The following is a 22,136-nucleotide window of genomic DNA, read 5'->3' on the forward strand; positions in this document are numbered from 1 at the left end:
TCAGTGCGCGGCGGCGGGGACCGTGGCGGCGATGGTCGCGGACCCGATCACCCGGGTGCCGGTGTACAGCACCACTGCCTGCCCGGGCGCGACGCCGGTGGCCGGCTCGGCGAGCTCGACCCGGAGCACGTCGTGCTCGACCCATGCCCGCGCGGGCAGCGTCTCGCCGTGCGCACGGATCTGGGCACGGCACTCCACCGGGCCCGTGGGCGCCGGGCCGCACCACCGCGGCTGGCTGCCCTGGATGTGGGCGACCGTCAGCCGGTCGCGGGGGCCGACGGTGACGGTGCGGCTGACGGGTTCGATGGACAGGACGTAGCGGGGCTTGCCGTCGGCGGCCGGCCGACCGAGGCGCAGGCCGCGCCGCTGCCCGACGGTGAACGCGTACGCCGCGTCGTGCTCGGCCAGCACGCTGCCGTCCTCGTCGACCACCTGCCCGGGCTGCTCGCCCAGCTCACGGGCCAGGAAGCCCGCGGTGTCGCCGTCGGCGACGAAGCAGATGTCGTGGCTGTCGGGTTTGTCGGCGACCGCGAGCCCACGCTCGGCGGCCTCGGCCCGCACCGCCGACTTCGGCGTGCCGCCGAGCGGGAAGTAGGCGTGGGCCAGCTGCTCGGCGGTGAGGACGCCGAGGACGTACGACTGGTCCTTGCCGGGGTCGACCGACCGGTGCAGCTCCCGGCCGTCGGGGCCGTCCACGAGCTGGGCGTAGTGGCCGGTGCAGACGGCGTCGAAGCCGAGGGCCAGCGCCCGGTCGAGCACCGCGGCGAACTTGATCTTCTCGTTGCAGCGCAGGCACGGGTTGGGGGTGCGGCCGGCTGCGTACTCCTGCACGAAGTCGGTCACCACATCGGCGTGGAACCGCTCGGCGAGGTCCCAGACGTAGAACGGGATGCCGAGTACGTCGGCGGCCCGGCGGGCGTCGCGGGCGTCCTCCAGCGTGCAGCAGCCGCGTGCGCCGGTGCGGTAGGACGACGGGTTGCGCGACAGCGCGAGGTGCACCCCGGTGACCTCGTGGCCGGCGTCCACCGCCCGCGCGGCCGCCACCGCGGAGTCGACCCCGCCGGACATCGCCGCCAGCACCCGCATCAGTTCCTGCCTCCGCTCACGTTGACCAGACCCGCACTGCGGGCGCGCTCCACCACCGGACCGATCGCCGCGCCGAGCGCGTCGACGTCGGCGCGGGTGGAGGTGTGGCCCAGGCTGAACCGCAGCGACCCGCGGGCGCGTTCCTCGTCGCGGCCCATCGCCAGCAGTACGTGGCTCGGCTCGGCCACCCCTGCCGAGCACGCCGAGCCGGTGGAGCACTCGATGCCGCGCGCGTCGAGCAGCAGCAACAGCGAGTCGCCCTCGCAGCCGGGGAAGGAGAAGTGCGCGTTGCCCGAAAGCCGGCCACCGGGGTCGGGGTGAGCGATGCCGGGGTCGCCGTTGAGCTCGGCGTCGGGCACCGCGGCGCGTACCTGTGCGACGAGCTCGGCCCGCAGCCCGGCCAGCCGGTCGGCGAGCCGTTCACGGCCGGTCGCGGCGGCCTCGACGGCGACGGCGAACGCCGCGATCGCGGCCACGTCGAGGGTGCCCGAGCGGACGTCGCGTTCCTGTCCCCCGCCGTGCAGCAACGGCACCAGCTCGACCTGGCGCCGCACGACCAGTGCGCCCACACCGACCGGGCCGCCCAGCTTGTGCCCGGTCACCGTCATCGCGTCCAGACCGGAGGCCGCGAAGTCGACCGGGAGCTGACCGACCGCCTGCACGGCGTCGGAGTGCACGGGGATGCCGTGGTGCCTCGCCAGCTCGGCGACCTCGGCGATCGGCTGGACGGTGCCCACCTCGTTGTTGGCCCACATCACCGTGACCAGCGCCACCGACCCGGGATCGGCCTCGATGCTCGTACGCAGGGCCGCCACGTCGACCCGGCCGTGCTCGTCGACCGGCAGGCACTCGACCTCGGCACCGGCGAACGACCCCAGCCAGCGCACCGAGTCGAGCACAGCGTGGTGCTCGACCGCGCTGGCCAGCACCCTCCGACGGCGTGGGTCGGCGGCCCGCCGCGCCCAGAACAGGCCCTTGACGGCGAGGTTGTCCGCCTCGGTGCCGCCGGCGGTGAAGACGATCTCCGACGGCCGGGCACCGAGTGCCTCGGCCACCGACTCCCGGGACTCCTCCACCAGCCGCCGGGCGGCCCGGCCGGAGGCGTGCAGGGACGACGCGTTGCCCAGCCGGGCGAGCTGGGCGGTCATCGCCGCCACGGCCTCCGGGAGCATCGGGGTCGTCGCGGCGTGATCGAGGTAGATGTGTGGTGCCGTCATCGCGGCTCCAGCGTAATGACCGCCACCGACAGCCGCTCCACCCGCCGGTCCGCTCGGCGCCGCCAAACCCGTCAGGTCCGGGCCGGCCAGCCTTCCAGCCGCCACGCGGCGTCCCAGAACATCCACTCCCACGCCGTCGCCCGGGCGAACGCCTCGTGCATGCGTTCCAGCGTGGCCGGGTCGGCCAGGTCGGCCATCCGGTCGGCGATCCGGCAGACCTGGGCGGTGGACCGGGCGAACTCCTCGTCCGCGTAGGTGCCGATCCAGTCGCCGTACGGGTGGCCGGTGAGGTCGCCGGCCGCCGCCAGCAGCCGCGTACCCACGTCCTGGTAGATCCAGAAGCACGGCAGCAGCGCGGCGACCAGCTCGGCGTAGCCGCGGGTGTGCGCGACACCGAGGAGGTACGACGTGTAGCCGACGCAGGTCGGCGACCGCTGGTACCGGTCGAGGTCCGGGACGTGGGTGCGGTGCAGGTCCTGTTCGACCTTGATCGCGGTGTGCGCGGACTTCGCGAAGAACGCGAGGTCCGCGCCGTTCGGCGCCTTCACCGCCGCGGCCGCGAGCGCCCGGGCGTAGTCGTCGAGGTAGAAGGTGTCCTGGGCGAGGTAGTACGCGAACCGCGCGCGGTCCAGGCTGCCGTCGCCGAGGCGTACGACGAACGGCAGTTCGTCGATCGCGGCCCGAGTGGTCGCGGTGGCCGTCCAGGCATCCGCACAGAACCCCGTCGATCCGGTCATCGCGATCCCCACCAGGCGTGGAAGTGGTGCACGGGCCCGTGTCCCCCGCCGACGTCGAGGGAGTCGGCCGCGGTCAGCGCTCCGGTGAGGTAGTCCTTGGCGTCGCCGACGGCGGTACGCCAGTCCGGCCGCTGGGGCCGCAGCGCGGTGATCGCCGAGGACAGCGTGCAGCCGGTGCCGTGCGTGTGCCGGGTGCGGATCCGGGGTGCCCGCAGCCACTCGGCGCCGTCGGCGTCGACGTAGAGGTCGGCGGACTCGTCCGGGTCGTCGCCGTGCCCGCCCTTCAGCAGGACCCGGGGTACGCCGAGCGCGAGCAGGTCGGCGGCCTGGCGTTCGACCTCGGCGGGCGTCCGCGCCGGTGAGGTGTCCAGCAGGGCGGCGGCCTCGGGGAGGTTCGGGGTCACCAGGCCGGCCAGCGGGAGCAGCTCGGTGCGTACCAGCGCGACCGCGTCCTCGGTGAGCAGCCGGTCCCCGCTGGAGGCGACCATCACCGGGTCGAGCACCACCGACGGAAGCCGGTGCCGGCGCAGCGCCTCGGCGACCGTGTGCACGACGGTGGCGTCGGCGAGCATGCCGATCTTCACCGCGTCCACGCGTACGTCGGCGACGAGGGTGTCCACCTGCTCGGCGATGAACGCCGGCGGGACGACGTGGATGCCGGTGACGCCACGGGTGTTCTGGGCGGTCAGTGCCACCAGGACCGCGGTGCCGTAGGCACCGAGGGCCGAGAACGCCTTCAGGTCGGCCTGGATGCCCGCCCCACCGGACGGGTCGCTGGTGGCGATGGTGAGCGCGACGGGCACACGCGTGGGAAGGTGACTGGTCATCGAACCTCCGTACGCAGGACTCGGGCGGCGGCCGCGGGGTCGGGCCGGCCGCAGACGGCGCTGACCACCGCGATCCCGGCCACACCGGTGGCGCGTACGGCGGCGGCGTTGTCCGGGCCGATACCGCCGATCGCGACGCTGGGCAGGCCACCCGCGGCGGCGGTGGCGACGAGTTCGGCGAGGAAGGCCAGGCCGAGCGGGGACGCCGCGTCCGGCTTGGTCGCCTGGGGGAAGACCGGCCCCACTCCGAGGTAGTTCACGGTCCCCCGCGGCAGGGCCAGCGCCCGGTCGAGCTGGCCGGAGGTGTGCGCGGACAGGCCGATCCACACGCGCGGCCCGAGCAGGTCGCGCGCGTGCTCGGGCGGCAGGTCGGACTGACCGAGGTGCACGCCGTCGGCGCCGAGCGCGTGCGCGACGTCGGCACGGTCGTTGACGAACAGGGGTACGCCGGTGCCCGCGAGCACCTCGCGGACCTGCGCACCCGTTCGGAGCAGGTCCCGGGTCGTGGCGCCCGGGTCGCGAAGCTGTACCGCGCTCACGCCGCCGGCCACCGCTTCTCTCACCGTCGCGGCCACCCCGCGCGGCCCGCACAGTGCGGTGTCGGTGACGAGGTAGAGCGAGAGGTCGAGCGAGCGATCCGGGTTGTTCGGCCCCATCGTCAAGCCAGCCTTGCGCCGGCGCGGATGCGGTCGGCGTCGGTGGCGTCCAGCTGGTCCAGCAGGGCGGTCGCGAACGACCCCGGCCGCGGTGCCCGCGCGGCCGCCGCCTCCCCGGCGAGGGTGAGCAGGACGGTGGCCGCCGTCGCGGCCAGCAGGGCGTCCCCGGTCACCGCGAGACAGCCGGCGGTGAGCGCGCCGAGCACGCAGCCGACCCCGGTGACCCGGGTCATCAGCGGATGGCCGTTGGCGACGCGTACGGTGCGTTCGCCGTCGGTGATCAGGTCGACCGGTCCGCTCACCGCCACTGACAGGGCGTACGTCCCGGCGAGCGACCTCGCGGCCGGCCAGGCCTGCTCCGGGTCGGCGGTGGACTCCACGCCGCGGCCGCCGGTGCCGCCGGTCAGGGCGAGCACCTCCGAGGCGTTCCCGCGTACGACCGCCGGCGGCGCGAGCGCCAGCAGGTCGCCGGCCAGGGCGGTACGCCAGGGCAGCGGACCGGCGGCCACGGGGTCGAGCACCCACGGACGCCCCGCCCGGGCCGCCGACGTCACCGACGCCCGCATGCCCTCGGCCGAGGCGTGGGTGACCGTACCGAGGTTGACCAGTACGGCACCGGCACCGGCAGCGAGGACGTGCGCGTCCTCGGGGGTGTCGGTCATCGCCGGGGACGCGCCCGCGGCGAGCAGGGCGTTGGCGGTGAAGTTGGCGACGACGAGATTGGTGAGGCAGTGCACCAGCGGCGCTTGATCGCGGAGGTCCTCGCGTACCCGCGCTACGGCGTCCGCGGTGACGGACGTGGTCGTGACCATCGTGCGACAGTCCCTTCGCCAGCATGATCTGGATCAGGTTCGACGGGTGTGATCTCAGTCCCGGCGTCCGGGACACCCCGCGTCACTGCGTCCGACCGTACCGGCTGAACGCGCACAATGGCGAACGCCGGCCCGCGCGGTCAGCCCGCGTGGACCGGCGTTCGCCATGAGGCCGGGACCGTGGAACCACGTCGTTCAGCCCTTGCGGCGGTTGATCTCCTCGGTCGCCTGCGGCAGCACCGCGTGCAGGTCGCCGACGACGCCGAAGTCGGCCATCTCGAAGATCGGCGCCTCCGGGTCCTTGTTGACCACCGCGATCGTCCTCGAGGTCTGCATGCCTGCCCGGTGCTGGATCGCGCCGGAGATGCCGGCGGCGAGATACAGCTGCGGTGAGACGGTCTTGCCCGTCTGGCCGACCTGGTACGCGTGGGGGTACCAGCCGGCGTCCACCGCCGCGCGGGACGCGCCGACCGCGCCGCCGAGCGCGTCCGCGAGCCCCTCGACCACGGCGAAGTTGTCCGCGGAGCCGACGCCGCGGCCGCCGGAGACCACGATCGCCGCCTCGGTCAGCTCGGGACGTCCGGTCTGGGTGCGCGGCGAACGTTCCACCACGCGCGCGGCCCGTGCCCGGTCCGACACCGTGACGTCGGCCTTCTCCTCCACCGGTTGCGCGGGTGCGGGCTCCGGCGTCGCGGAGTTGGGCTTCACGGTGAGGATCGGTGTGCCGTGGGTGACCCTGGACCGGACGGTGTAGTTGCCGGCGAACACCGCCTGGGTGGCAACGACCGTGCCGTCGCCGGGTTCGACGTCCACCACGTCGGTGAGGACTCCGGAGCCGAGCTTGATCGCCAGCCGGCCGGCGATCTCCTTGCTCTCGGCTCCCGAGGTCAGCATGATCGCGGCCGGTGTGCTCCGGTCGGCGAGCTGGGCAAGCGCCTCGGCCTTCGGTGCGACGAGGTGCTCGGTCAGCTCCGGCTGCTCCAGCAGGTAGACCTTCTGGGCGCCGTAGGTCGCCAGGGCGTCCCTGGCCTGCTCGTACCCGGCACCGACGAACACCGCCGAGGGTTCGCCGAGGCGCCGCGCGATGGTCAGCAGCTCGGTGGTGGTCTTGCGTACGACTCCGTCGACGTGGTCGACGAGAACCAGGATCTCGCTCATTTCGGCACGCTTCCTTGCAGTCGCCCGCGGTCGGTCGCCCGTACCCGGATCGGTGGTCGAAGGTCTTGGCAGCTCGCGGCTGGGTGCGGACGTCAGACGAACCGCTGCTCGGCCAGGAACGCGACGAGCCTCTGCCCGCCGTCGCCCTCGTCGGTGACGACCGTGCCCTTCTGCCGGGGCGGGCGCGCCTCGAACGAGTCGACCGCGGTCCACGCCGCGGCCAGGCCGACCGAACCGGCGTCGACGCCGAGGTCGGCGAGGCTCCAGGTCTGCACCGGCTTCTTCTTCGCCGCCATGATTCCCTTGAACGACGGGTAGCGGGGCTCGTTGGCCTGGTCGGTGACCGAGACCACGGCCGGCAGTGCGGCCTCGACGGTCTCGGTGGCGGCCTCGCCGTCGCGACGGATCCGCACGGTGCCGTCGCCGACCTCGAGCTCGCTGGCGAAGGTGAGCTGTGGCAGGTCGAGACGCTCGGCCAGCATCGCCGGGACCACCGACATGCTGCCGTCGGTGGAGGCCATCCCGCACAGCACGAGGTCGACCGGCTGGTCGGTGCCCAGCTTGCGGATCGCCTCGGCCAGCACCAGCGACGTGCCCACCGAGTCCGAGCCGTGGATGGCGTCGTCGAGTACGTGCACCGCCTTGCCCGCGCCCATCTGCAGGCTCTTCTTCAGCGCGTCGGCGGCGTCGGCGGGACCGACGGTGAGGACGGTCACCTCGGCGTCGCCGGCCTCGGCGAGCTTGAGGGCGGCCTCGACCGCGTACTCGTCCAGCTCCGACAACAGGCCGGGCACACCGGACCGGTCGACGGTGCGGTCGCCGGGGTCGAAGCCGCGTTCCGCGGTCGCGTCCGGGACGTACTTCACACACACCACGATGTTCATGCTCGCGTCCGGCTCCTCACTCGCGTCCTTGGCGGCCGTGTCGGTCCGACCCGGCGTCCTCGACGGCCCCACTGGGCCAGAGGGTTCACCGACCCGGGGTTCCGCCCCCAACCGTAGACAAGACCTACCCGACAGGCGCGAGGTTACCCGCGAGTAGCTTCGCGGGCAACCACCGGGTTTGGAGGGGCCGGTCAGGGATCCCGGGCAGCCGAGGGTGCGGCCTGGGGGAGTCCGGGCGGACTCCCCCAGGCCGGCGGCTGCGTCCCGGGCCGTCCTCCCGGGCGGTCCTACAGAACGGCGTTCAGCGACTCGGCGGTCTTGGCCACCGCGTCGCGGGGGTCCATGGCCCGCAGCTCGGCGTTGAACGGCTCGACCTTGACCGGCCCGACGTACCCGATCTTGCGCAGGGCGCCCACGAAGCCGGCCACGTCGATCACGCCGGTGGCGCCGGGCAGCATGCGCTGGCCGTCCTGCTGCTGGTCGCGCTCGAGGCCGGTGGGCGCGTCGTTGAGGTCGACGGCCACCACCTCCTCCGCCGACAGCTCGGCGATGTCGGCCGCGGACTCACCGGAGGTGTACCAGTGGAAGGTGTCCAGGATGAGCCCGACGTTGGGGCTGCCCACCGCGTCGATGAGCTCCCGCGCCTCGGCCAGGGTGTGCACGAACGGATACAGCTCGGTGCTCCAGAACGACTTCGGCCCGACGTACTCCAGCCCGAACCGCACGCCCGCGCCGGCCAGGATCTCGTCCACGAGGGCGATCCGTTCGGCGTGCCGGCGGAAGTTGCGCCGGTAGGTCAGCGAGTTGCTCATCGGCCGGATCCAGGTACCGACCCGGTCGATGCCGTACGACGCCAGCCGGGCGGCGTGGTCGTTCAGCGCGGCCAGCTGGGAGGCGAACGTCGCCGCGTCGGCGTTCAGGTCGACCGGCAGGCCGGCGTTCCCCCACTTCACGCCGTGCTCGGCCAGGCGCGAGCGCAGCGCCTCGACCTGCTCGGCGGACTGCGAGGTGAGGTAGCCGACGTCCGGCTCGACCGCGCCGAAGCCGAACTCGATCGCGAGGTCGACGGCGGCCTCGAAGCCCGGCCTGATCCCGAGCGCGCCGCAGCTGAGGTTGGTGTAGAAACCGTCGGTGGTCTGGTCTGCCATGAGTTCCGGCTCTCCGTCTTGTCCCGGGGTACACGTTCGCCGTCCAGTCTGCTGGAGGACACCCCACAACCGGGAGCCGCGGGCTGCGCACACGGGGCCGAAACAGGACCCGGGACCGGCACCGGCCGCCCCGCGGCGCAAGTAGCCTGACCGTCACCCGGGCACCGACTCTGGACAAGCGCCCGGACAAGCGGAGGAGCCAACGTGCCGGACCTGCCCCTCACCGGTGAGCGCACCATGCCCGGTATCTGGCACGAGACCTACTGGTTCGCCCGGCACGTGGTCGGCTACGACTGGGCGGCCGGACTGCTGGCCGCCGAGCTGGCGGGGCCGACTCGCACCGCGCCGCCGCCGCGCGTGCTGGACGCCGGGTGCGGCGAGGGGTACGGCGCGCAGAGTCTGTACGACTCGCTGGGCGCCGAGGCGACCGTGGTGGGCGTCGACTACGACGCGGCAGCCGCGGCGCATGCCGCCGCGACGTACCCCGGCGTGCGGGTCGTCCGCGGCAACCTCGTCCAGCTGCCGTTCGCCGACCGCGCCTTCGGCGCCGTGGTCAGTCTGCAGACGATCGAGCACCTGTGGAACCAGCCGGCGTTCGTCGCCGAGTGCGCCCGGGTCACCGAGCCCGGCGGCCTGCTGGCCTGGTCCACCCCGAACCACCTGACGTTCCCGCCCGGCAACATCTGCCACGCCCGCGAGCTCACCGCTCCCGAACTCCGCGCGCTGGTCGAACGGTTCGGCCCGGATCTCGAGCTCGTCACGATGACCGGGCTGCGGCACGGGCCGCGCATCGAGGCCTGGGAACGCCGGCACGGCGACCTGGTGAAGGCGCAACTGGCCCACGGGCCGGCCGCCTGGTCAGCGGAGCTGGCGACGTTCGTCACGTCCCTCACGGCGGCCGACTTCGTGCTGTCCGAGGACGACCTGGACAGCAGCCTCGACCTGCTCGTGCACGTACGGGTGCGCGGCTGAGCACACCCTTGGGCAGGCCGAGGCCGACTGTCTTGTCAGACGCGGCGCTGTCGCTTCTCAGACCTGTTCGCCGACCACCACGGCCTCGGCCGGCACCTCGTGCGGGTTCGGCTCGCGGCCGGCGTACATCAGAGCCACCGCGCCGGCGCACAGCACGGCCGCCACGACGAACGGCGCCCGCTGGGAGCCACCCCACTCGGCGAGGTGGCCGACCAGGATGGCGGCAGCCGCGCCACCCATCCAGCGCAGGAAGTTGTAGCCCGCGCTGGCGATCGGGCGGGGCGCCTGGGAGACCGACATCGCCATCCCGGTGAGGAAGGTGTTCAGGCAGCCGGACGCGATACCGGATGCGATGGTCGCCACCACGACGACCGGCACCGAACCCCAGACGAACACCAGCATCAGCAGGCCGTACATCGCCAGCGCCAGCATGGTCGCGTTGCGCTCGCCGATCTTCGCGGCCAGGCGCGGGCCGACGACGACGCCGCAGACCGCGACCATCAGGCCCCAGCCGAAGAAGATCCCGCCGACCGCGAACGCGCCGTACCCCAGAACGAACGGAGTCCAGGCCAGCACGGTGAAGAAGGCGTACGTGTAGAGCAGCGCCGACAGCGCCACCAGCAACAGCCGGCGGTCACGCAACGCCCTGAACGGCGCGCTCACCGAGACCCGCCGCGTGCTCGGCTGGTCCCGGACCAGCATCGTCGCGGTGAGCACCAGGGCGACCAGCATCAGCACGGACGTACCGACGAACGGGCCGCGCCAGGAGATACTGCCCAGCAGGGCGCCGACCAGCGGCCCGGCGGAGATGCCGAGGCCGAGAGCCGCCTCGTAGAGCAGGATCGCCGCGGTCTGCCCGCCGGAGGCCGCGGCCACGATGGTGGACAGCGCGGTCGCGATGAACAACGCGTTCCCGAGCCCCCAGAAGGCCCGGAGGGCGACGAGCTGGCCGATCGAACCGGCCAGGGCACACGTGCCGGCGAACACCACTATGAGCGCGAGCCCGGCGACCATGGTGCGCTTGCCTCCGTACTTCGCCGCGAGGACGCCGGTGAAGAGCATCGCGAGGACCTGCACCACGAGGTACGACGCGAACAGCAGGGTGACCTGGCTCGGAGTGGCGTTCAGGCCCTTCGCGATGGAGAGCAGAATCGGGTCGACGAGCCCGATTCCCATGAACGCGATGACCGCCGCGAACGCGACCACCCACACCGAACGCGGCTGGCCGCGGACGGCATCGAGCAACTTCACCTGATGGGACACGGGCGCGAACCTTCCTTCGCTGGAACGGATGCCGGAGTACGTCTCACTGGTCGGCGGCGACCGGGTCGGCGGCGACCGGGTCGGCGACCAGCCGGGCCAGCGCGGGCAGCGCGGACTCGACGGCCTGCCGGTCGCCGGGACCGAGCCGGGTCAGCCGCTCGCGGAGGAACTCCTCGCGCGCCACGACCACCCGGGCGAGGTCGGTGCGGGCCTTGTCGGTCGCGGACACGACCACCATCCGCCGGTCGTGTTCGGCCGGTCGGCGGCGCACGTAGCCCGCGCGTTCGAGCCGGCTCACGACGTTGGTCATCGAGGGCTGGCGGACACCTTCTCGGGCGGCGAGGACGCTCATCGTCTGGGGACCGTCGTGGACCAGGACGCTGAGGACCGAACCCTGGGTCAGCGTGACGCCGAGGTCCGGCGAGTGCCGGCGGACGACGTCGTACAGGCGGTACACCAGGGGGCGAAGCTCCCGGGCGAGCGGCCCGACGCCGACGGCACCGACGGCACCGGCGGCGGGGTGGGATCCGGAGGAAGCTTCGGAGCGGGATTCGTACTGTCCGGCCATTGCTTAGCCAGGCTAACTTAGCCTTGCTAAGTAATCAAACCGGGGGTGCCCCGGCGGGCGGGCCCGCGGCGGACGGCCCCATGCAGACACGACGCTGCCCCAGGTCCGCCGAGGCGGTCCTGGGGCAGCACGCGGGTGTCGCTGTGGACGGTTCCGGTCGAACCGTCGCTCAGGGATTCAGGCCCTTGTTCTTCAGCCAGACGAACGGGTCGATCGCGTCGTCGAGACCGCCGCCGTGCGGACGGACCTCGAGGTGGCAGTGCGGGCCGGTGACGTTCCCGGTGGCGCCGACGTAGCCGATCACGTCGCCGGCGCTGACGCTGCCGGAGGTCCTCGCGAACCGGGACATGTGCCCGTACAGCGTGACCGTGCCGTCCGGATGGCGGATCTCGATCGCGTTGCCGTAGGCGTTCTGCCAACCGGCGCTGATGATCTCGCCCTTGCCGACCGCGTGGATCGGCGTACCGGTGTCGGCGGCGAAGTCGAGTCCGTGGTGGGAGGACGCCCAGTTGTTGCCGCTCTGCCCGAACCGTCCTGTGAGCTCGTACGACGTCAGGGGCAGCACCCACTGGGGCGCCCTCTTCGCCGCCGCAGCCTTCTCCGCGGCAGCCTTCTTCTCGGCGGCCTTCTTCTCGGCGGCCTTCTCCGCCGCAGCCTTCTCCGCGGCCCGCTTCCTCTCGGCGGCTTTCTCCGCCGCAGCCTTCTCCGCGGCCCGCTTCCTCTCGGCGGCCTTCCGCGCGGCGGCCTTCTTCTCGGCGGCCTTCTTCTCCGCGGCGGCCTGCTCGAGCGCCGCGCGCCGCTGCTCGGACCGGGCGGCCCGCTGCTTGGCGACCCCGGCCCGCTCGGCCTGTTCGGCCGCGGCCTTCTCCTTCGCCGCCTTCTTCTCGGCGGACTCCTTCGCGATCGCGGCCGCCGCGTCGATGCGTTCCACCGCCCCGGAGGCGGGCTTGTGCTCACCGGACGCCGTGGTCAGTGCAGCATTTTCCGGCTGTGAACCCGACCCGAACGCCAGGGCGAGAACGCCACCGACCAGGCCGAGAGCGACAATTCCGGCTACTGCTGTCAAGGGGATGTTGCGCCAGCGGATGCCCCACAGGGCGCGTAGGCGTCTCGGGAAAGAATCCAACGCTTCCTCGCTCGTTCGACGGCAGCCCTCACCGCCGCGCGGGGTGCGCGGGAATCTGGCGTACCGTGCCCTGGTGCGGGCGTAAGTCACCCAGGCGTGGCGGCGCGAGAGCAGCCACGCGGGAAAGAACCGGGTGCCAATGCGGACGTTTACCGAAGCCGCCGGCCAATGGTGAATTCTCCACGAATCCCCAGGTCAGCGGTTCCGGCGACAGGTCTAACAGAGGACCTTCGCCACTTTCCAGCCTGCGTTTTGCGGCTGTCTACGATGCACGATCGTAGTGGTGGAGAAAGCAGCGCCCGGATATAGTCGCGACTCCATGGGTACGGACTGCCGCCGCACGGTTTCACAACGGCAGAAAAGCCGCTTTGACGTGAGCTTTCGGAAAAGACACTCTTTGTCGAAGAGTGTCGAGAATGCCGATTTGTTCGTTTTGCACGACCGCGAAGGGCCAGCTCGGGACGTCTACGATGATCGATAGCAATCCGGCGTTGACATGTGACGCACCTCACACCCGCCCGGCGCCGACCTGGATTCGCCCCGGACGCGGCGGGAGGTCGGATGCGTTCGTTCGGTGAGCTCGAGGAACAGGTGATGTTCCAGCTGTGGGCCGCCGACCGTCCCCTCCAGGTGCGCGACGTCCGCCGGCTGCTGGCGCCGGAGCGCACGCTGGCGCACACCACCGTGATGACCGTGCTGGACAAGCTGTACCGCAAGGGTTGGCTGCGCCGGGAGGCCGCCGGCCGGGCGTATGCCTACGCGCCCCTGATGTCCCGCGACTCCTACACCGCCGCCCTCATGCACGACGCCTGGTCGCTCGCCGCCGGACCGGCCACCGCGCTGGTGTACTTCATCGAGGCGATGAATCCCGAGCAGCAGGCCGCGCTCCGAGACGCGCTCCGCGTGGTCTCACTCGGCCGGGAGTCGGCCGACCGCGACCACCCGGAGGGCCGGCTCCATGACCGGCCCGAAACCGGCGCGGAGCCGGAGGACCTCGGTCAGGACGAGCCCCGCGCCGGTTGACCCGGCCGGGCTTCCCGCGCCGCACCATCCTCGACGCCGCTGTCCGCAGAGTCCTCGGCCCCGCCGTCCGAACCGGCCGGCATCGCGCTCCCCCGGGCCCGGCCGGCTGCCTCCTCGGCGCCCCGGGCCAGACCCTCGAGGTACGCCCGCCGGCCCGCATCCGCCGCGTAGGTGTCCCGGCGGTTCTTCACGATCCGGGCCGGTACCCCCGCGGCCACGCCGAAGTCGGGCACCTCGCCGCGGACGACCGCGTGCGCGGCCAGCACCGCGCCGGTGCCGACCGTCGTACCGCGGACCACCGTGACCTTCGTGCCCAGCCAGCAGTCCGGACCGATCCGCACCGGCGACTTGACGAGCCCCTGGTCCTTGATGGGTACGGCGAGGTCGGAGGTCACGTGGTCGAAGTCGCAGACGTAGACCCAGTCGGCGAACAGGCAGGACCGGCCGATCTCCACGTCCAGGTAGCAGTTGACGGTCACGTCCCGGCCCAGCACGCACTTGTCACCGATCCGGAGGGTGCCCTCGTGCGCGTGCAGCCGGGTTCCGTCGCCCAGGTGCACCCACCGGCCCAGGACCAGCCGGCCGTAGCCGCGCCGGGCCCGCACCTGGACCCGCCGGCCGAGGAAGACGAACCCCTCGGTGACGACGTGAGGGTGCCGCAGCCGGAACAGCAGGAAGCGCCAGTAGCGCAGGAGGTAATAGGGCGTCCACGCCCGGTGCCGGATCACCCAACGCAGGCTGGCTGGAGTGAGGAAGCGGGCCTGCCGCGGATCCGGGGAACGACGTACCACGGCACCAGACCCTAGGGCATGGAAGGCCGCTGCCCGGACACGACGAAGGCCCGCAGGAGACCTGCGGGCGCATCAGCAGAAACGACGAAGGCCCGCAGGAGACCTGCGGGCGCATCAGCAGAAACGACGAAGGCCCGCAGGAGACCTGCGGGCCCACGTTTCTCACCGTGATGTGTGCGACCACACCCGGAGAGGGATCACACCGTGCGGACGTTCTCCGCCTGCGGGCCCTTCGGACCCTGCACGACGTCGAACTCCACGCGCTGGTCCTCGTCCAGGGAGCGGTAGCCGTCGGCGACGATCGCGGAGAAGTGGACGAACACGTCCTGACCGCCGTCGACGGAGATGAAGCCGAAGCCCTTGTCAGCGTTGAACCACTTGACGGTTCCCTGCGCCATGTTTTTCTGTTTCCCCTCGCGGAGACGTTGGTGCAGCACTCGAACCTCACGAGCACCGAGTCGCCACGGGGCATTGCCCGCGTGTCGAATCCCGCGGGCCGAGAGCCACGCGTGCAGACCACCGAATCCTCGGACGGTCTGCGACGCACGCTCCCGCGCGTCTTGTCGAAACGACGAACGACCGCGCAGGACGGTATCACTTTCGTGCTTGTCTGACCACGGCTCGACCGCTTTGCCCTCCGGTGTCGGTCACGCAGGCCTGCGCGGGGTGGCGGATTCCGGTAATCGAGACGTTGTAGTACAGCTCTGCGGGCACCAGCGGCTTGAGCAGCCGGTCGACCGCACTCAGCCGCTGCCAGCTCCGGTAGGCGAAGTTGGCCCACCCCCAGCCGAGGCGGTCGGGGTTGACGGCGTACTCGAACGTCCGGACCGGCCAGCCGAACCACGCGGCGGTCAGTTCCTCGGTGACGGTCCGCACGTCCGCGGCGCCCGCGCGCTCGGCCGTCCTGGCCAGGGCGTCCGGGTCGAAGGTGTGCAGGTCGACCACCGACTCCAGTGCGGCGGCACGGGAGGACTCGTCCAGCTCTTCCTTCGAGCGCGCCCACCGGCTGCGCAGCAAAGCCGTGTGGGTGGCTCGGGTGGCCAGCCACCACGTCGCCTGGGAGAGCTTGCGCGCCACCAGGTCGCCGTACCTCGTCGGCTCGCCGCAGATCACGAACCGCCCGCCCGGGCGGAGCACCCGCAGCATCTCCGCGAAGGCGAGCTCGACGTCGGGGATGTGGTGGATGACCGCGTGGCCGACGACCAGGTCGAAGGTCTCGTCGGGGTAGGGCAGGCGTTCGGCGTCGGCCACCCGGCCCTGCGCCTCGAACCCCAGCCGGCGGGCGTTCTCCCGGGCGGCCTCGACCATGCCCGGCGACAGGTCGGTCACGTGCACCTCGTCCACCACCCCGGCCTGGCGGAGGTTGAGGCTGAAGAAGCCGGTGCCGCACCCGACCTCCAGCGACTTCGCGTAGGGCCAGCCGGCCGCACCCGCGGCGGCCACGAACCGGTCCCGCGCGTAGGCGATGCAGCGGTCGTCGAAGGAGATGGACCACTTGGAGTCGTAGCTCTGCGCCTCCCAGTCGTGGTAGAGCACGTTGGCGAGCTTGGGGTCGCCCCAGGCCGCCGCGACCTCCTCCTCGCTGGCCACCGGGTGCGGCGCCGGGTCGGCCGATGCCCCGTCGCTCGGTGTGCCGGATGTGCCCGGTGTGCCCGGTGTGCCCGGTGTGCTCGGCGTGCTCGGTGCGAACTCCTCGAGGGGCGAAGACATCGGGCTCCTTGCGCTCGGTACAGCAATGCTCGGTTGTACTGCAGTGCGGTGGTACGGCAGTGCGGTCGTACGACGGACGGTGGGGGCGGTCAGCGTCCCTCGAAGCGCGGCGGCATCTTGTCCACGAACGCCCGCATGCCGGTCATGCGGTCCTGGGTCGCGAACAACGCGGCGAAGCTCTGGCGTTCGATCTCCAGGCCGGTGCCGAGGTCGACGTCGAGCCCCCGGTCGATCGCGGACTTGGCCGCACGCAGCGCCACCGCCGGTCCGCCGACGAACTGCGCCGCCCAGGCCCGGGCCGCGGCGTGGACCGCGTCCGGAGCCTCGTCCTCGACCACCTGGTCCAGCAGCCCGATCGCGCGCGCCTCGGCGGCGTCGACCATCCGCCCGGTGAAGATCAGGTCCTTGGCCACCGAGGGGCCGACCAGCCTGGCCAGCCGCTGGGTCCCGCCCGCGCCGGGAATCACCCCGAGCTTGATCTCGGGCTGGCCCAGGCGGGCCGTCGCCGCGCCGACCCGGCGGTCGGCGGTCAGCGCCAGCTCGCAGCCCCCGCCGAGGGCGTACCCGGTGATCGCGGCCACCACCGGCTTGGGGATCCGGGCCACGCTGTCGAACGCCGAGGTGAGTCCGCGCGACCGGACCTCCATGTCGGCGTAGGACATGTCCAGCATCTCCTTGATGTCGGCGCCCGCCGCGAACACCCGCTCGCCGCCGTAGAGCACCACCGCGGCAACGTCGTCCCGCTCGGTCGCCTCCCGCGCCGCCGCCCGGATCTGTTCCTGCATGGCCGTGTCCAGTGCGTTCATCGGCGGGCGGTCCAGCCGGATCGTGCCGACGCCGTCCTCCACCTCCAGCCGCACCCAGGTGTCCACTCAGGGCCTCCCCTCACGCCGTTCGGTGTCCCGGCGCTCGATCTCCGGCCGGTCCTCCTGGCCTGCGACAGACCCTAGGGCACCGCTGCTGTGCGTCGGCCGGGATGTCGGGTTTCTCCGCATGGGTACGACCGGGCGCAGGCGCGGCCGATGACGGCCAGCGGGGCCGACCGTTCCAACCTTCGATACACAGTTGCAGAAAGCAACCATATTCTGTGAAAGTCGACCGAACCCTCACAGAATCGGAGTGCTCACCCCCCGATGTCCGCGTCCGGCTCACATACCAGCGTCACAGATCCGACCAGCCGTTCCACCGACCGTCAGGCCACCGCCCCGGCTACCAGGGCAGCCACCAGCCCGGCCGCCAGGGCGGTCCCCAGCCCTCGCCCCACCACCGGACCCGAACGCGAGCCGAGTCCCTCGACCTCCTCCCCGGCGCCCGTCCCGGCGGCCGCCCCCAGCGCGATCAGCCCGGCCGCGGTGTCCAGCGCGGCCCGGCCCGCAGCAGCGGCGGCCGGGGCGACGACCTCGAACCCGGCGTTCAGCCACAAGCAGATCCTGGAGATCGTCTGGGCCCTGTTGCTGTGCCTGTTCGTCTCCTCGTTGTCCGGCACCGTCGTCGGTACCGCCCTCCCCACGATCGTGGGTGACCTCGGCGGCCAGGACCAGCTCGCCTGGGTGGCCAGCGCCACCCTCCTCACCACCACCGTCTCCACACCGCTGTGGGGCAAGATCTCCGACCTGTACGGCCGCAAGCCGCTGATGCAGGCCGCCATCGCCGTCTTCGTGGTGACCTCGGCGCTCGCCGGGCTGTCCCAGACGATGGGCGAGATGATCGCCGCCCGGGCCGGCCAGGGCGTCGGCGCCGGCGGGCTGATGGCGCTGTCCCAGGCGATCATGGCCGACATCGTGAGCCCCCGCGAGCGGGGCCGCTACTCCGGCTACCTCGGCGCGTCGTTCGGCGTGGCCACCGTCGCCGGTCCGCTGATCGGCGGCTTCCTCGTCGACGGACCCGGCTGGCGCTGGTGCTTCTACGTCGGCATCCCGATCGCCGTGGTCGCGTCGGTCGTACTGCAGAAGACCCTCGACCTGCCGCGGGAACGCCGCGAGACCCGGATCGACTGGCTCGGCGCCACCGTCATCACCGGTTCGGTGACCTCGCTGCTGTTGCTGGCCTCGCTCGGCGGCAAGGAGTTCGACTGGGTGTCGGGATGGTCGCTGCTGCTGGCCGCGCTCGCGGTGGCCGGCCTGGTCGCGGCCGTACTGGTCGAACGCCGGGCCGCCGAGCCCATCCTGCCGCCCGGGCTGTTCCGCAACCCGACCTTCAACCTCACCGGGGCCGCGGGGTTCTTCACCGGGTTCGCGATGTTCGGCGCGATGATCTACCTCCCGCAGTACCTCCAGGTCGTGCGGGGCCAGAGTCCCACCGCGTCCGGGCTGCTGACGTTCCCGCTGGTCGTGGGGATGCTGTCGGTGTCGGTGCTGAGCGGCCGGGCGATCACGAAGTGGGGACGCTGGAAGGTGTTCCCGCTGGTGGGCCTGGCCCTGGTCGGCATCGGCACCGCCCTGCTGGCCACGCTGCGGGTGGACACCCCGATGGTCGCCGTCTGCGGCTACATGCTGGTCTTCGGCGCCGGGCTGGGCTTCACCATGCAGGTGCTGATCCTCGCCGTGCAGAACACCTCCGAGCGGCGCGACCTCGGCATCGCCACCTCCGCCTCGACGTTCTTCCGTTCGATGGGCGGAGCGGTGGGCGTCGCGGTGTTCGGGGCGGTGCTCAGCTCCCGGCTCACCTCCGCCATCCCCGAACTCCTCGCCGAGCACGGTGTGCGGGCACGGCCGACGGGAGACTCCCTGACTCCGCACCTGGGTACGCCCGCGGAGATCGCCCGGCTGTCGGAGCCGCTGCGGTCGGTCGTACGGGAGGGCTTCACCCTCGGCCTGGACCGGATCTACCTGCTGGCGGTGCCGTTGGTGGTGCTGGCGTTCCTCGCCGTTCTCGCCGTACGCGAGGTTCCGCTGCGCGGGCGCGGACCGGACGCCGGTCCCGACGCAGCACACCAGGGCGCGGCGCGGGGCCGGCACCAGGCCTGAGACCTGGCCGACGGGACGCGCGTCCGGGTTCCCAACCGGGCGCGCGTCCGGGTTCCCAACCGGGCGCGCGTCCTGGAAGGATCGAACCGCGGAGCGAACCACCCGATCGAATCAACCGAACCACCGAACGATCCGAAGGGAAGTACGCCGATGCCGGACGTACAGGCTGTCGTGGCCCGAGCCAAGAACGAGCCGGTCAGCGTGGAGACGATCCACGTGCCCGACCCGGGACCCGGTGAGGCGCTGGTCAGGGTGCAGGCGTGCGGCGTCTGCCACACCGACCTGCACTACAAGCAGGGCGGGATCGGCGACGACTATCCGTACCTCCTCGGGCACGAGGCGGCCGGCGTCGTGGAGTCGGTCGGCGAGGGCGTCGACGACGTGGCCCCCGGCGACTTCGTGATCCTCAACTGGCGCGCGGTGTGCGGCAAGTGCCGGGCCTGCAGGCGCGGCCGGCCGTGGTACTGCTTCGACACCCACAACGCCAAGCAGAAGATGACGCTTGCCGACGGCACCGAGCTCTCCCCCGCCCTCGGCATCGGCGCGTTCGCGGAGAAGACGCTGGTGGCGGCCGGTCAGTGCACGAAGGTCGACCCCGAGACCCCGGCCACGGTCGCGGGCCTGCTCGGCTGCGGCGTGATGGCCGGGCTGGGTGCCGCCCTCAACACCGGCAACGTCCAGCGCGGCGACTCGGTGGCGGTGTTCGGCTGCGGCGGCGTGGGTGACGCCGCGGTCGCCGGCGCCAGCCTCGGCGGCGCGACGACCGTGATCGCGGTGGACGTGGACGACCGCAAGCTCGCCTGGGCGCGGCAGTTCGGCGCCACCCACACGGTGAACGCCCGGAACGAGAACGCCGTGGAGCGCATCCAGGAGCTGACCGGCGGGTTCGGCGTCGACCTGGCGATCGAGGCGATCGGCCTGCCCGAGACGTACAAGCAGGCCTTCTACGCCCGCGACCTCGCCGGCACGGTCGTCCTGGTCGGCGTGCCCACCCCGGAGCAGAAGCTCGAGCTCCCGTTCATCGACTTCTTCGCCCGCGGCGGATCGCTCAAGTCGTCCTGGTACGGCGACTGCCTGCCCGAACGCGACTTCCCGATGCTGATCGACCTCTACCGCCAGGGCCGGCTGCCGCTGGACGCCTTCGTCACCGAGGAGATCGGCATCGGCGACGTCGAGGAGGCGTTCACCAAGATGCACGCCGGCGACGTCCTGCGGTCCGTGGTGGTGATGAAGTGAGCACGCGCATCGAGCGGGTGGTCACCTCCGGGACGTTCAGCCTGGACGGTGGCACCTGGGACGTCGACAACAACGTCTGGCTGGTCGGCGACGACGACGAGGTGCTGGTGATCGACCCCGCCCACGACGCCGGTCCGATCCGGGACGCCGTGGGCGACCGGAGGGTCACCGCGATCGTGTGCACCCATGGGCACGACGACCACATCGGCGCCGCCCGCGACCTGGCCGAGTCGACGAAGGCGCCGGTCTGGCTGCACCCGGCGGACCGCATGCTGTGGGACGTCGTGCACCCAGGCGCCGCACCGGACGCCGAGCTCGCCGACGGGCAGGAGTTCGAGGTGGGCGACGTCACGTTGACCGCCGTGCACACCCCGGGCCACTCCCCCGGCGGCGTCTGTCTGTCCGCTCCCGACCTGGGCGCGGTGTTCAGCGGCGACACGTTGTTCGCCGGCGGGCCGGGCGCCACCGGGCGTTCGTTCTCCGACTTCGGCACGATCATCGACTCGATCCGGGACCGGCTGCTGACCCTGCCGCCGGAGACGGTGGTGCACACCGGGCACGGCGACACCACCACGGTCGGCGCCGAGCGGCCGCACCTGCGGGAGTGGATCGACCGCGGCCACTGACCCGGTGGGGTCTGGTCGTACGCACGCCGATGCCGGCGACGGTCTCCACCGTCGCCGGCATCGTCGTCTTCGGCGGCGGCCGGGGTCCTGCCGGCCGCAAGGGACACTTGACGGTGTTCCGGCCGCGTTGACAGTGCGGCCGGTCTAGCGTCGCAACGCGCCGTTGACAGGCAGCAGCACGCTGTACAACGACGTGGTGGCGGCGATGAACAGCCGGTTTCGGCGCGGACCCCCGAACTCCACGTTGGCCACCGTCTCCGGCACGAGGACCTTCCCGAGCAGCGTGCCGTCGGGGTGGTAGCAGTGCACGCCGTCGGCGGCGCTGGCCCAGATCCGGCCGGCGGTGTCCAGCCGGAAGCCGTCGAACAGCCCGGACGTACAGGTGGCGAACTCGCTTCCGCCACTCAGCGTCCCGTCGGGGGCGACGTCGAAGACCCGCATGTGCCGGGGCCCGCCCCGGTGGTGCGTCGAGCCGGTGTCGGAGACGTACAGCCGGGTCTCGTCGGGTGAGAACGCGAGGCCGTTGGGGCGTACGAAGTCGTCGGCGACAATGCGTACGTCCCCCGTCGTCGCGTCCCAGCGGTAGACGTGGCAGGCGCCGATCTCGCTGTCGGCCTGGTGCCCCTCGTAGTCGCTGTCGATGCCGTACGCCGGATCGGTGAACCACACCGACCCGTCGGACTTCACCACCACGTCGTTGGGGCTGTTGTAGCGCTTCCCGCCGAAGTTGTCGGTGAGCACCGTCAGCGAGCCGTCGTGCTCGGTCCGGGTGACCCGCCGGTTGCCGTGTTCACAGGTGACCAGCCGCCCCTGCCGGTCGACGGTGTTGCCGTTGCTGAAGCCGGCCGGCTCCCGGAACACACCCACCGTCCCGGTGGTCTCGTCCCAGCGCAGCATCCGGTCGTTGGGGATGTCGCTCCACACGAGGTAGCGGCCCGCCGGGAAGTACGCCGGCCCCTCCGCCCAGCGGCAGCCCTGGTACAGCAACTCCACCTGGGCGCTGGTCTTGACGAGGGTCGAGAACCGCTCGTCGATGATCTCGAACCTCTCGGTCACCCCGGCCATACGAGTCTCCTGGTCTCCTCGTCCGCGAAGCCGCGCCGGCGTGGTGCCGATCGCGGTGGCACCTCGCCTCCGGCCCGTTCGGGCGAGGGATGCTCTGGTGCGAACGTAGCGACCCGGACGCGGCGGGCGCGACCGGCGGGTGCCATGGTGCCGACCTTGGCCGTCGGTCTCCGCGTGGCCAGGCTCGCGGCCGGTTCGGGCGCCGGCCCGGGCGACGGTTCGGTCGTCGGTTCGGTCGTCGCTTCGGCAGGCATCGGCGGGCCTC

At 72.2% G+C, this 22,136-nt stretch carries 23 protein-coding genes and 1 riboswitch; of the genes, 5 read left to right on the plus strand and 18 right to left on the minus strand.

Annotation, left to right across the window (positions count from 1 at the left end; genetic code table 11):
- The 9 genes from mnmA to BLU27_RS26300 all read right to left on the minus strand — a co-directional run bounded on the left by mnmA (window position 1) and on the right by BLU27_RS26300 (window position 8,525).
- Window positions 1-1,086 (minus strand): tRNA 2-thiouridine(34) synthase MnmA, encoded by a 1,086-nt coding sequence (mnmA, locus tag BLU27_RS26260; RefSeq protein WP_092656259.1) that lies wholly within the window; start codon window positions 1,084-1,086, stop codon window positions 1-3.
- The gene (locus tag BLU27_RS26265; protein WP_092656260.1) at window positions 1,086-2,303 is read right to left on the minus strand and encodes a cysteine desulfurase family protein; all 1,218 of its coding nucleotides are present in this window, start codon (window positions 2,301-2,303) and stop codon (window positions 1,086-1,088) included. The genes mnmA and BLU27_RS26265 overlap by 1 nt, the downstream gene beginning before the upstream one ends.
- A gap of 71 nt (window positions 2,304-2,374) precedes the next feature.
- Window positions 2,375-3,040 carry a TenA family protein gene (locus BLU27_RS26270; RefSeq protein ID WP_092658327.1) on the minus strand — a complete coding sequence of 222 codons (666 nt, stop codon included), beginning with the start codon at window positions 3,038-3,040 and terminating at the stop codon, window positions 2,375-2,377.
- Window positions 3,037-3,867, minus strand: a complete 831-nt coding sequence (gene thiD, locus BLU27_RS26275; protein WP_092656261.1) for a bifunctional hydroxymethylpyrimidine kinase/phosphomethylpyrimidine kinase — start codon at window positions 3,865-3,867, stop codon at window positions 3,037-3,039. Before thiD ends, BLU27_RS26270 begins: the two co-directional genes overlap by 4 nt.
- The gene (thiE, locus tag BLU27_RS26280) at window positions 3,864-4,523 is read right to left on the minus strand and encodes a thiamine phosphate synthase (RefSeq protein WP_092656262.1); all 660 of its coding nucleotides are present in this window, start codon (window positions 4,521-4,523) and stop codon (window positions 3,864-3,866) included. Before thiE ends, thiD begins: the two co-directional genes overlap by 4 nt.
- A 2-nt stretch (window positions 4,524-4,525) precedes the next feature.
- Window positions 4,526-5,335, minus strand: a complete 810-nt coding sequence (gene thiM / locus BLU27_RS26285; RefSeq protein ID WP_092656263.1) for a hydroxyethylthiazole kinase — start codon at window positions 5,333-5,335, stop codon at window positions 4,526-4,528.
- Window positions 5,328-5,425: riboswitch (TPP riboswitch) on the minus strand. Its footprint overlaps the gene before it by 8 nt.
- Before the next feature lie 105 nt (window positions 5,426-5,530).
- Complete coding sequence (locus tag BLU27_RS26290) at window positions 5,531-6,493, minus strand: electron transfer flavoprotein subunit alpha/FixB family protein (protein ID WP_092656264.1); 963 nt, start codon at window positions 6,491-6,493, stop codon at window positions 5,531-5,533.
- A 92-nt stretch (window positions 6,494-6,585) separates the two neighbouring features.
- Window positions 6,586-7,377, minus strand: coding sequence for an electron transfer flavoprotein subunit beta/FixA family protein (locus BLU27_RS26295; protein WP_092658329.1), 792 nt, complete (start codon window positions 7,375-7,377; stop codon window positions 6,586-6,588).
- 287 nt (window positions 7,378-7,664) lie between these two features.
- Entirely contained in the window at window positions 7,665-8,525 is an 861-nt protein-coding gene (locus tag BLU27_RS26300) for a sugar phosphate isomerase/epimerase family protein (RefSeq protein ID WP_092656265.1), read from the minus strand.
- A 204-nt stretch (window positions 8,526-8,729) separates the two neighbouring features.
- Between BLU27_RS26300 and BLU27_RS26305 the strand changes: the two genes are divergently transcribed.
- Window positions 8,730-9,497: a class I SAM-dependent methyltransferase gene (locus BLU27_RS26305; RefSeq protein ID WP_241827650.1), complete on the plus strand. Its 768-nt coding sequence runs from the start codon at window positions 8,730-8,732 to the stop codon at window positions 9,495-9,497.
- 57 nt (window positions 9,498-9,554) lie between these two features.
- Here the strand turns inward: BLU27_RS26305 and BLU27_RS26310 are convergent, their stop codons facing one another.
- The 3 genes from BLU27_RS26310 to BLU27_RS26320 all read right to left on the minus strand — a co-directional run bounded on the left by BLU27_RS26310 (window position 9,555) and on the right by BLU27_RS26320 (window position 12,454).
- The gene (locus BLU27_RS26310; protein ID WP_241827651.1) at window positions 9,555-10,760 is read right to left on the minus strand and encodes an MFS transporter; all 1,206 of its coding nucleotides are present in this window, start codon (window positions 10,758-10,760) and stop codon (window positions 9,555-9,557) included.
- 43 nt (window positions 10,761-10,803) lie between these two features.
- A complete protein-coding gene (locus BLU27_RS26315; RefSeq protein WP_092656266.1) occupies window positions 10,804-11,328 on the minus strand; it encodes a MarR family winged helix-turn-helix transcriptional regulator in 525 nt (174 codons plus the stop codon).
- Window positions 11,329-11,497: 169 nt separating this feature from the next.
- A complete protein-coding gene (locus BLU27_RS26320) occupies window positions 11,498-12,454 on the minus strand; it encodes a M23 family metallopeptidase (protein ID WP_157728811.1) in 957 nt (318 codons plus the stop codon).
- A 561-nt stretch (window positions 12,455-13,015) separates the two neighbouring features.
- Between BLU27_RS26320 and BLU27_RS26325 the strand changes: the two genes are divergently transcribed.
- Entirely contained in the window at window positions 13,016-13,477 is a 462-nt protein-coding gene (locus BLU27_RS26325) for a BlaI/MecI/CopY family transcriptional regulator (RefSeq protein ID WP_092656268.1), read from the plus strand.
- Here BLU27_RS26325 and BLU27_RS26330 read toward each other — a convergent pair.
- From BLU27_RS26330 to BLU27_RS30675, 5 genes are all read right to left on the minus strand, one after another.
- Complete coding sequence (locus BLU27_RS26330) at window positions 13,453-14,205, minus strand: acyltransferase (RefSeq protein ID WP_241827652.1); 753 nt, start codon at window positions 14,203-14,205, stop codon at window positions 13,453-13,455. The two genes, BLU27_RS26325 and BLU27_RS26330, sit on opposite strands and share 25 nt — an antisense overlap.
- Before the next feature lie 260 nt (window positions 14,206-14,465).
- On the minus strand, window positions 14,466-14,666 hold the full coding sequence (locus BLU27_RS26335) for a cold-shock protein (protein WP_092656270.1): 201 nt from the start codon (window positions 14,664-14,666) through the stop codon (window positions 14,466-14,468).
- Between the two features lie 196 nt (window positions 14,667-14,862).
- A complete protein-coding gene (locus BLU27_RS26340) occupies window positions 14,863-15,978 on the minus strand; it encodes a class I SAM-dependent methyltransferase (RefSeq protein WP_092656271.1) in 1,116 nt (371 codons plus the stop codon).
- Window positions 15,979-16,067: 89 nt separating this feature from the next.
- Complete coding sequence (locus tag BLU27_RS26345; RefSeq protein WP_092656272.1) at window positions 16,068-16,850, minus strand: enoyl-CoA hydratase/isomerase family protein; 783 nt, start codon at window positions 16,848-16,850, stop codon at window positions 16,068-16,070.
- Between the two features lie 320 nt (window positions 16,851-17,170).
- Window positions 17,171-17,401: a hypothetical protein gene (locus BLU27_RS30675; RefSeq protein ID WP_172804835.1), complete on the minus strand. Its 231-nt coding sequence runs from the start codon at window positions 17,399-17,401 to the stop codon at window positions 17,171-17,173.
- Between the two features lie 28 nt (window positions 17,402-17,429).
- Here BLU27_RS30675 and BLU27_RS26350 point away from each other — a divergent pair, with 28 nt between their 5' ends.
- The 3 genes from BLU27_RS26350 (at window position 17,430) to BLU27_RS26360 (ending at window position 20,806) form a co-directional block, all read left to right on the plus strand.
- Complete coding sequence (locus tag BLU27_RS26350) at window positions 17,430-18,944, plus strand: MDR family MFS transporter (protein WP_241827653.1); 1,515 nt, start codon at window positions 17,430-17,432, stop codon at window positions 18,942-18,944.
- Window positions 18,945-19,094: 150 nt separating this feature from the next.
- Window positions 19,095-20,180 (plus strand): S-(hydroxymethyl)mycothiol dehydrogenase, encoded by a 1,086-nt coding sequence (locus BLU27_RS26355; protein ID WP_092656274.1) that lies wholly within the window; start codon window positions 19,095-19,097, stop codon window positions 20,178-20,180.
- The gene (locus BLU27_RS26360) at window positions 20,177-20,806 is read left to right on the plus strand and encodes an MBL fold metallo-hydrolase (protein ID WP_092656275.1); all 630 of its coding nucleotides are present in this window, start codon (window positions 20,177-20,179) and stop codon (window positions 20,804-20,806) included. The genes BLU27_RS26355 and BLU27_RS26360 overlap by 4 nt, the downstream gene beginning before the upstream one ends.
- A 144-nt stretch (window positions 20,807-20,950) precedes the next feature.
- Here the strand turns inward: BLU27_RS26360 and BLU27_RS26365 are convergent, their stop codons facing one another.
- Entirely contained in the window at window positions 20,951-21,871 is a 921-nt protein-coding gene (locus tag BLU27_RS26365) for an SMP-30/gluconolactonase/LRE family protein (protein WP_092656276.1), read from the minus strand.
- Window positions 21,872-22,136: the final 265 nt, after the last annotated feature.

This window comes from Actinopolymorpha singaporensis, from assembly GCF_900104745.1.
Taxonomy (GTDB): domain Bacteria; phylum Actinomycetota; class Actinomycetes; order Propionibacteriales; family Actinopolymorphaceae; genus Actinopolymorpha; species Actinopolymorpha singaporensis.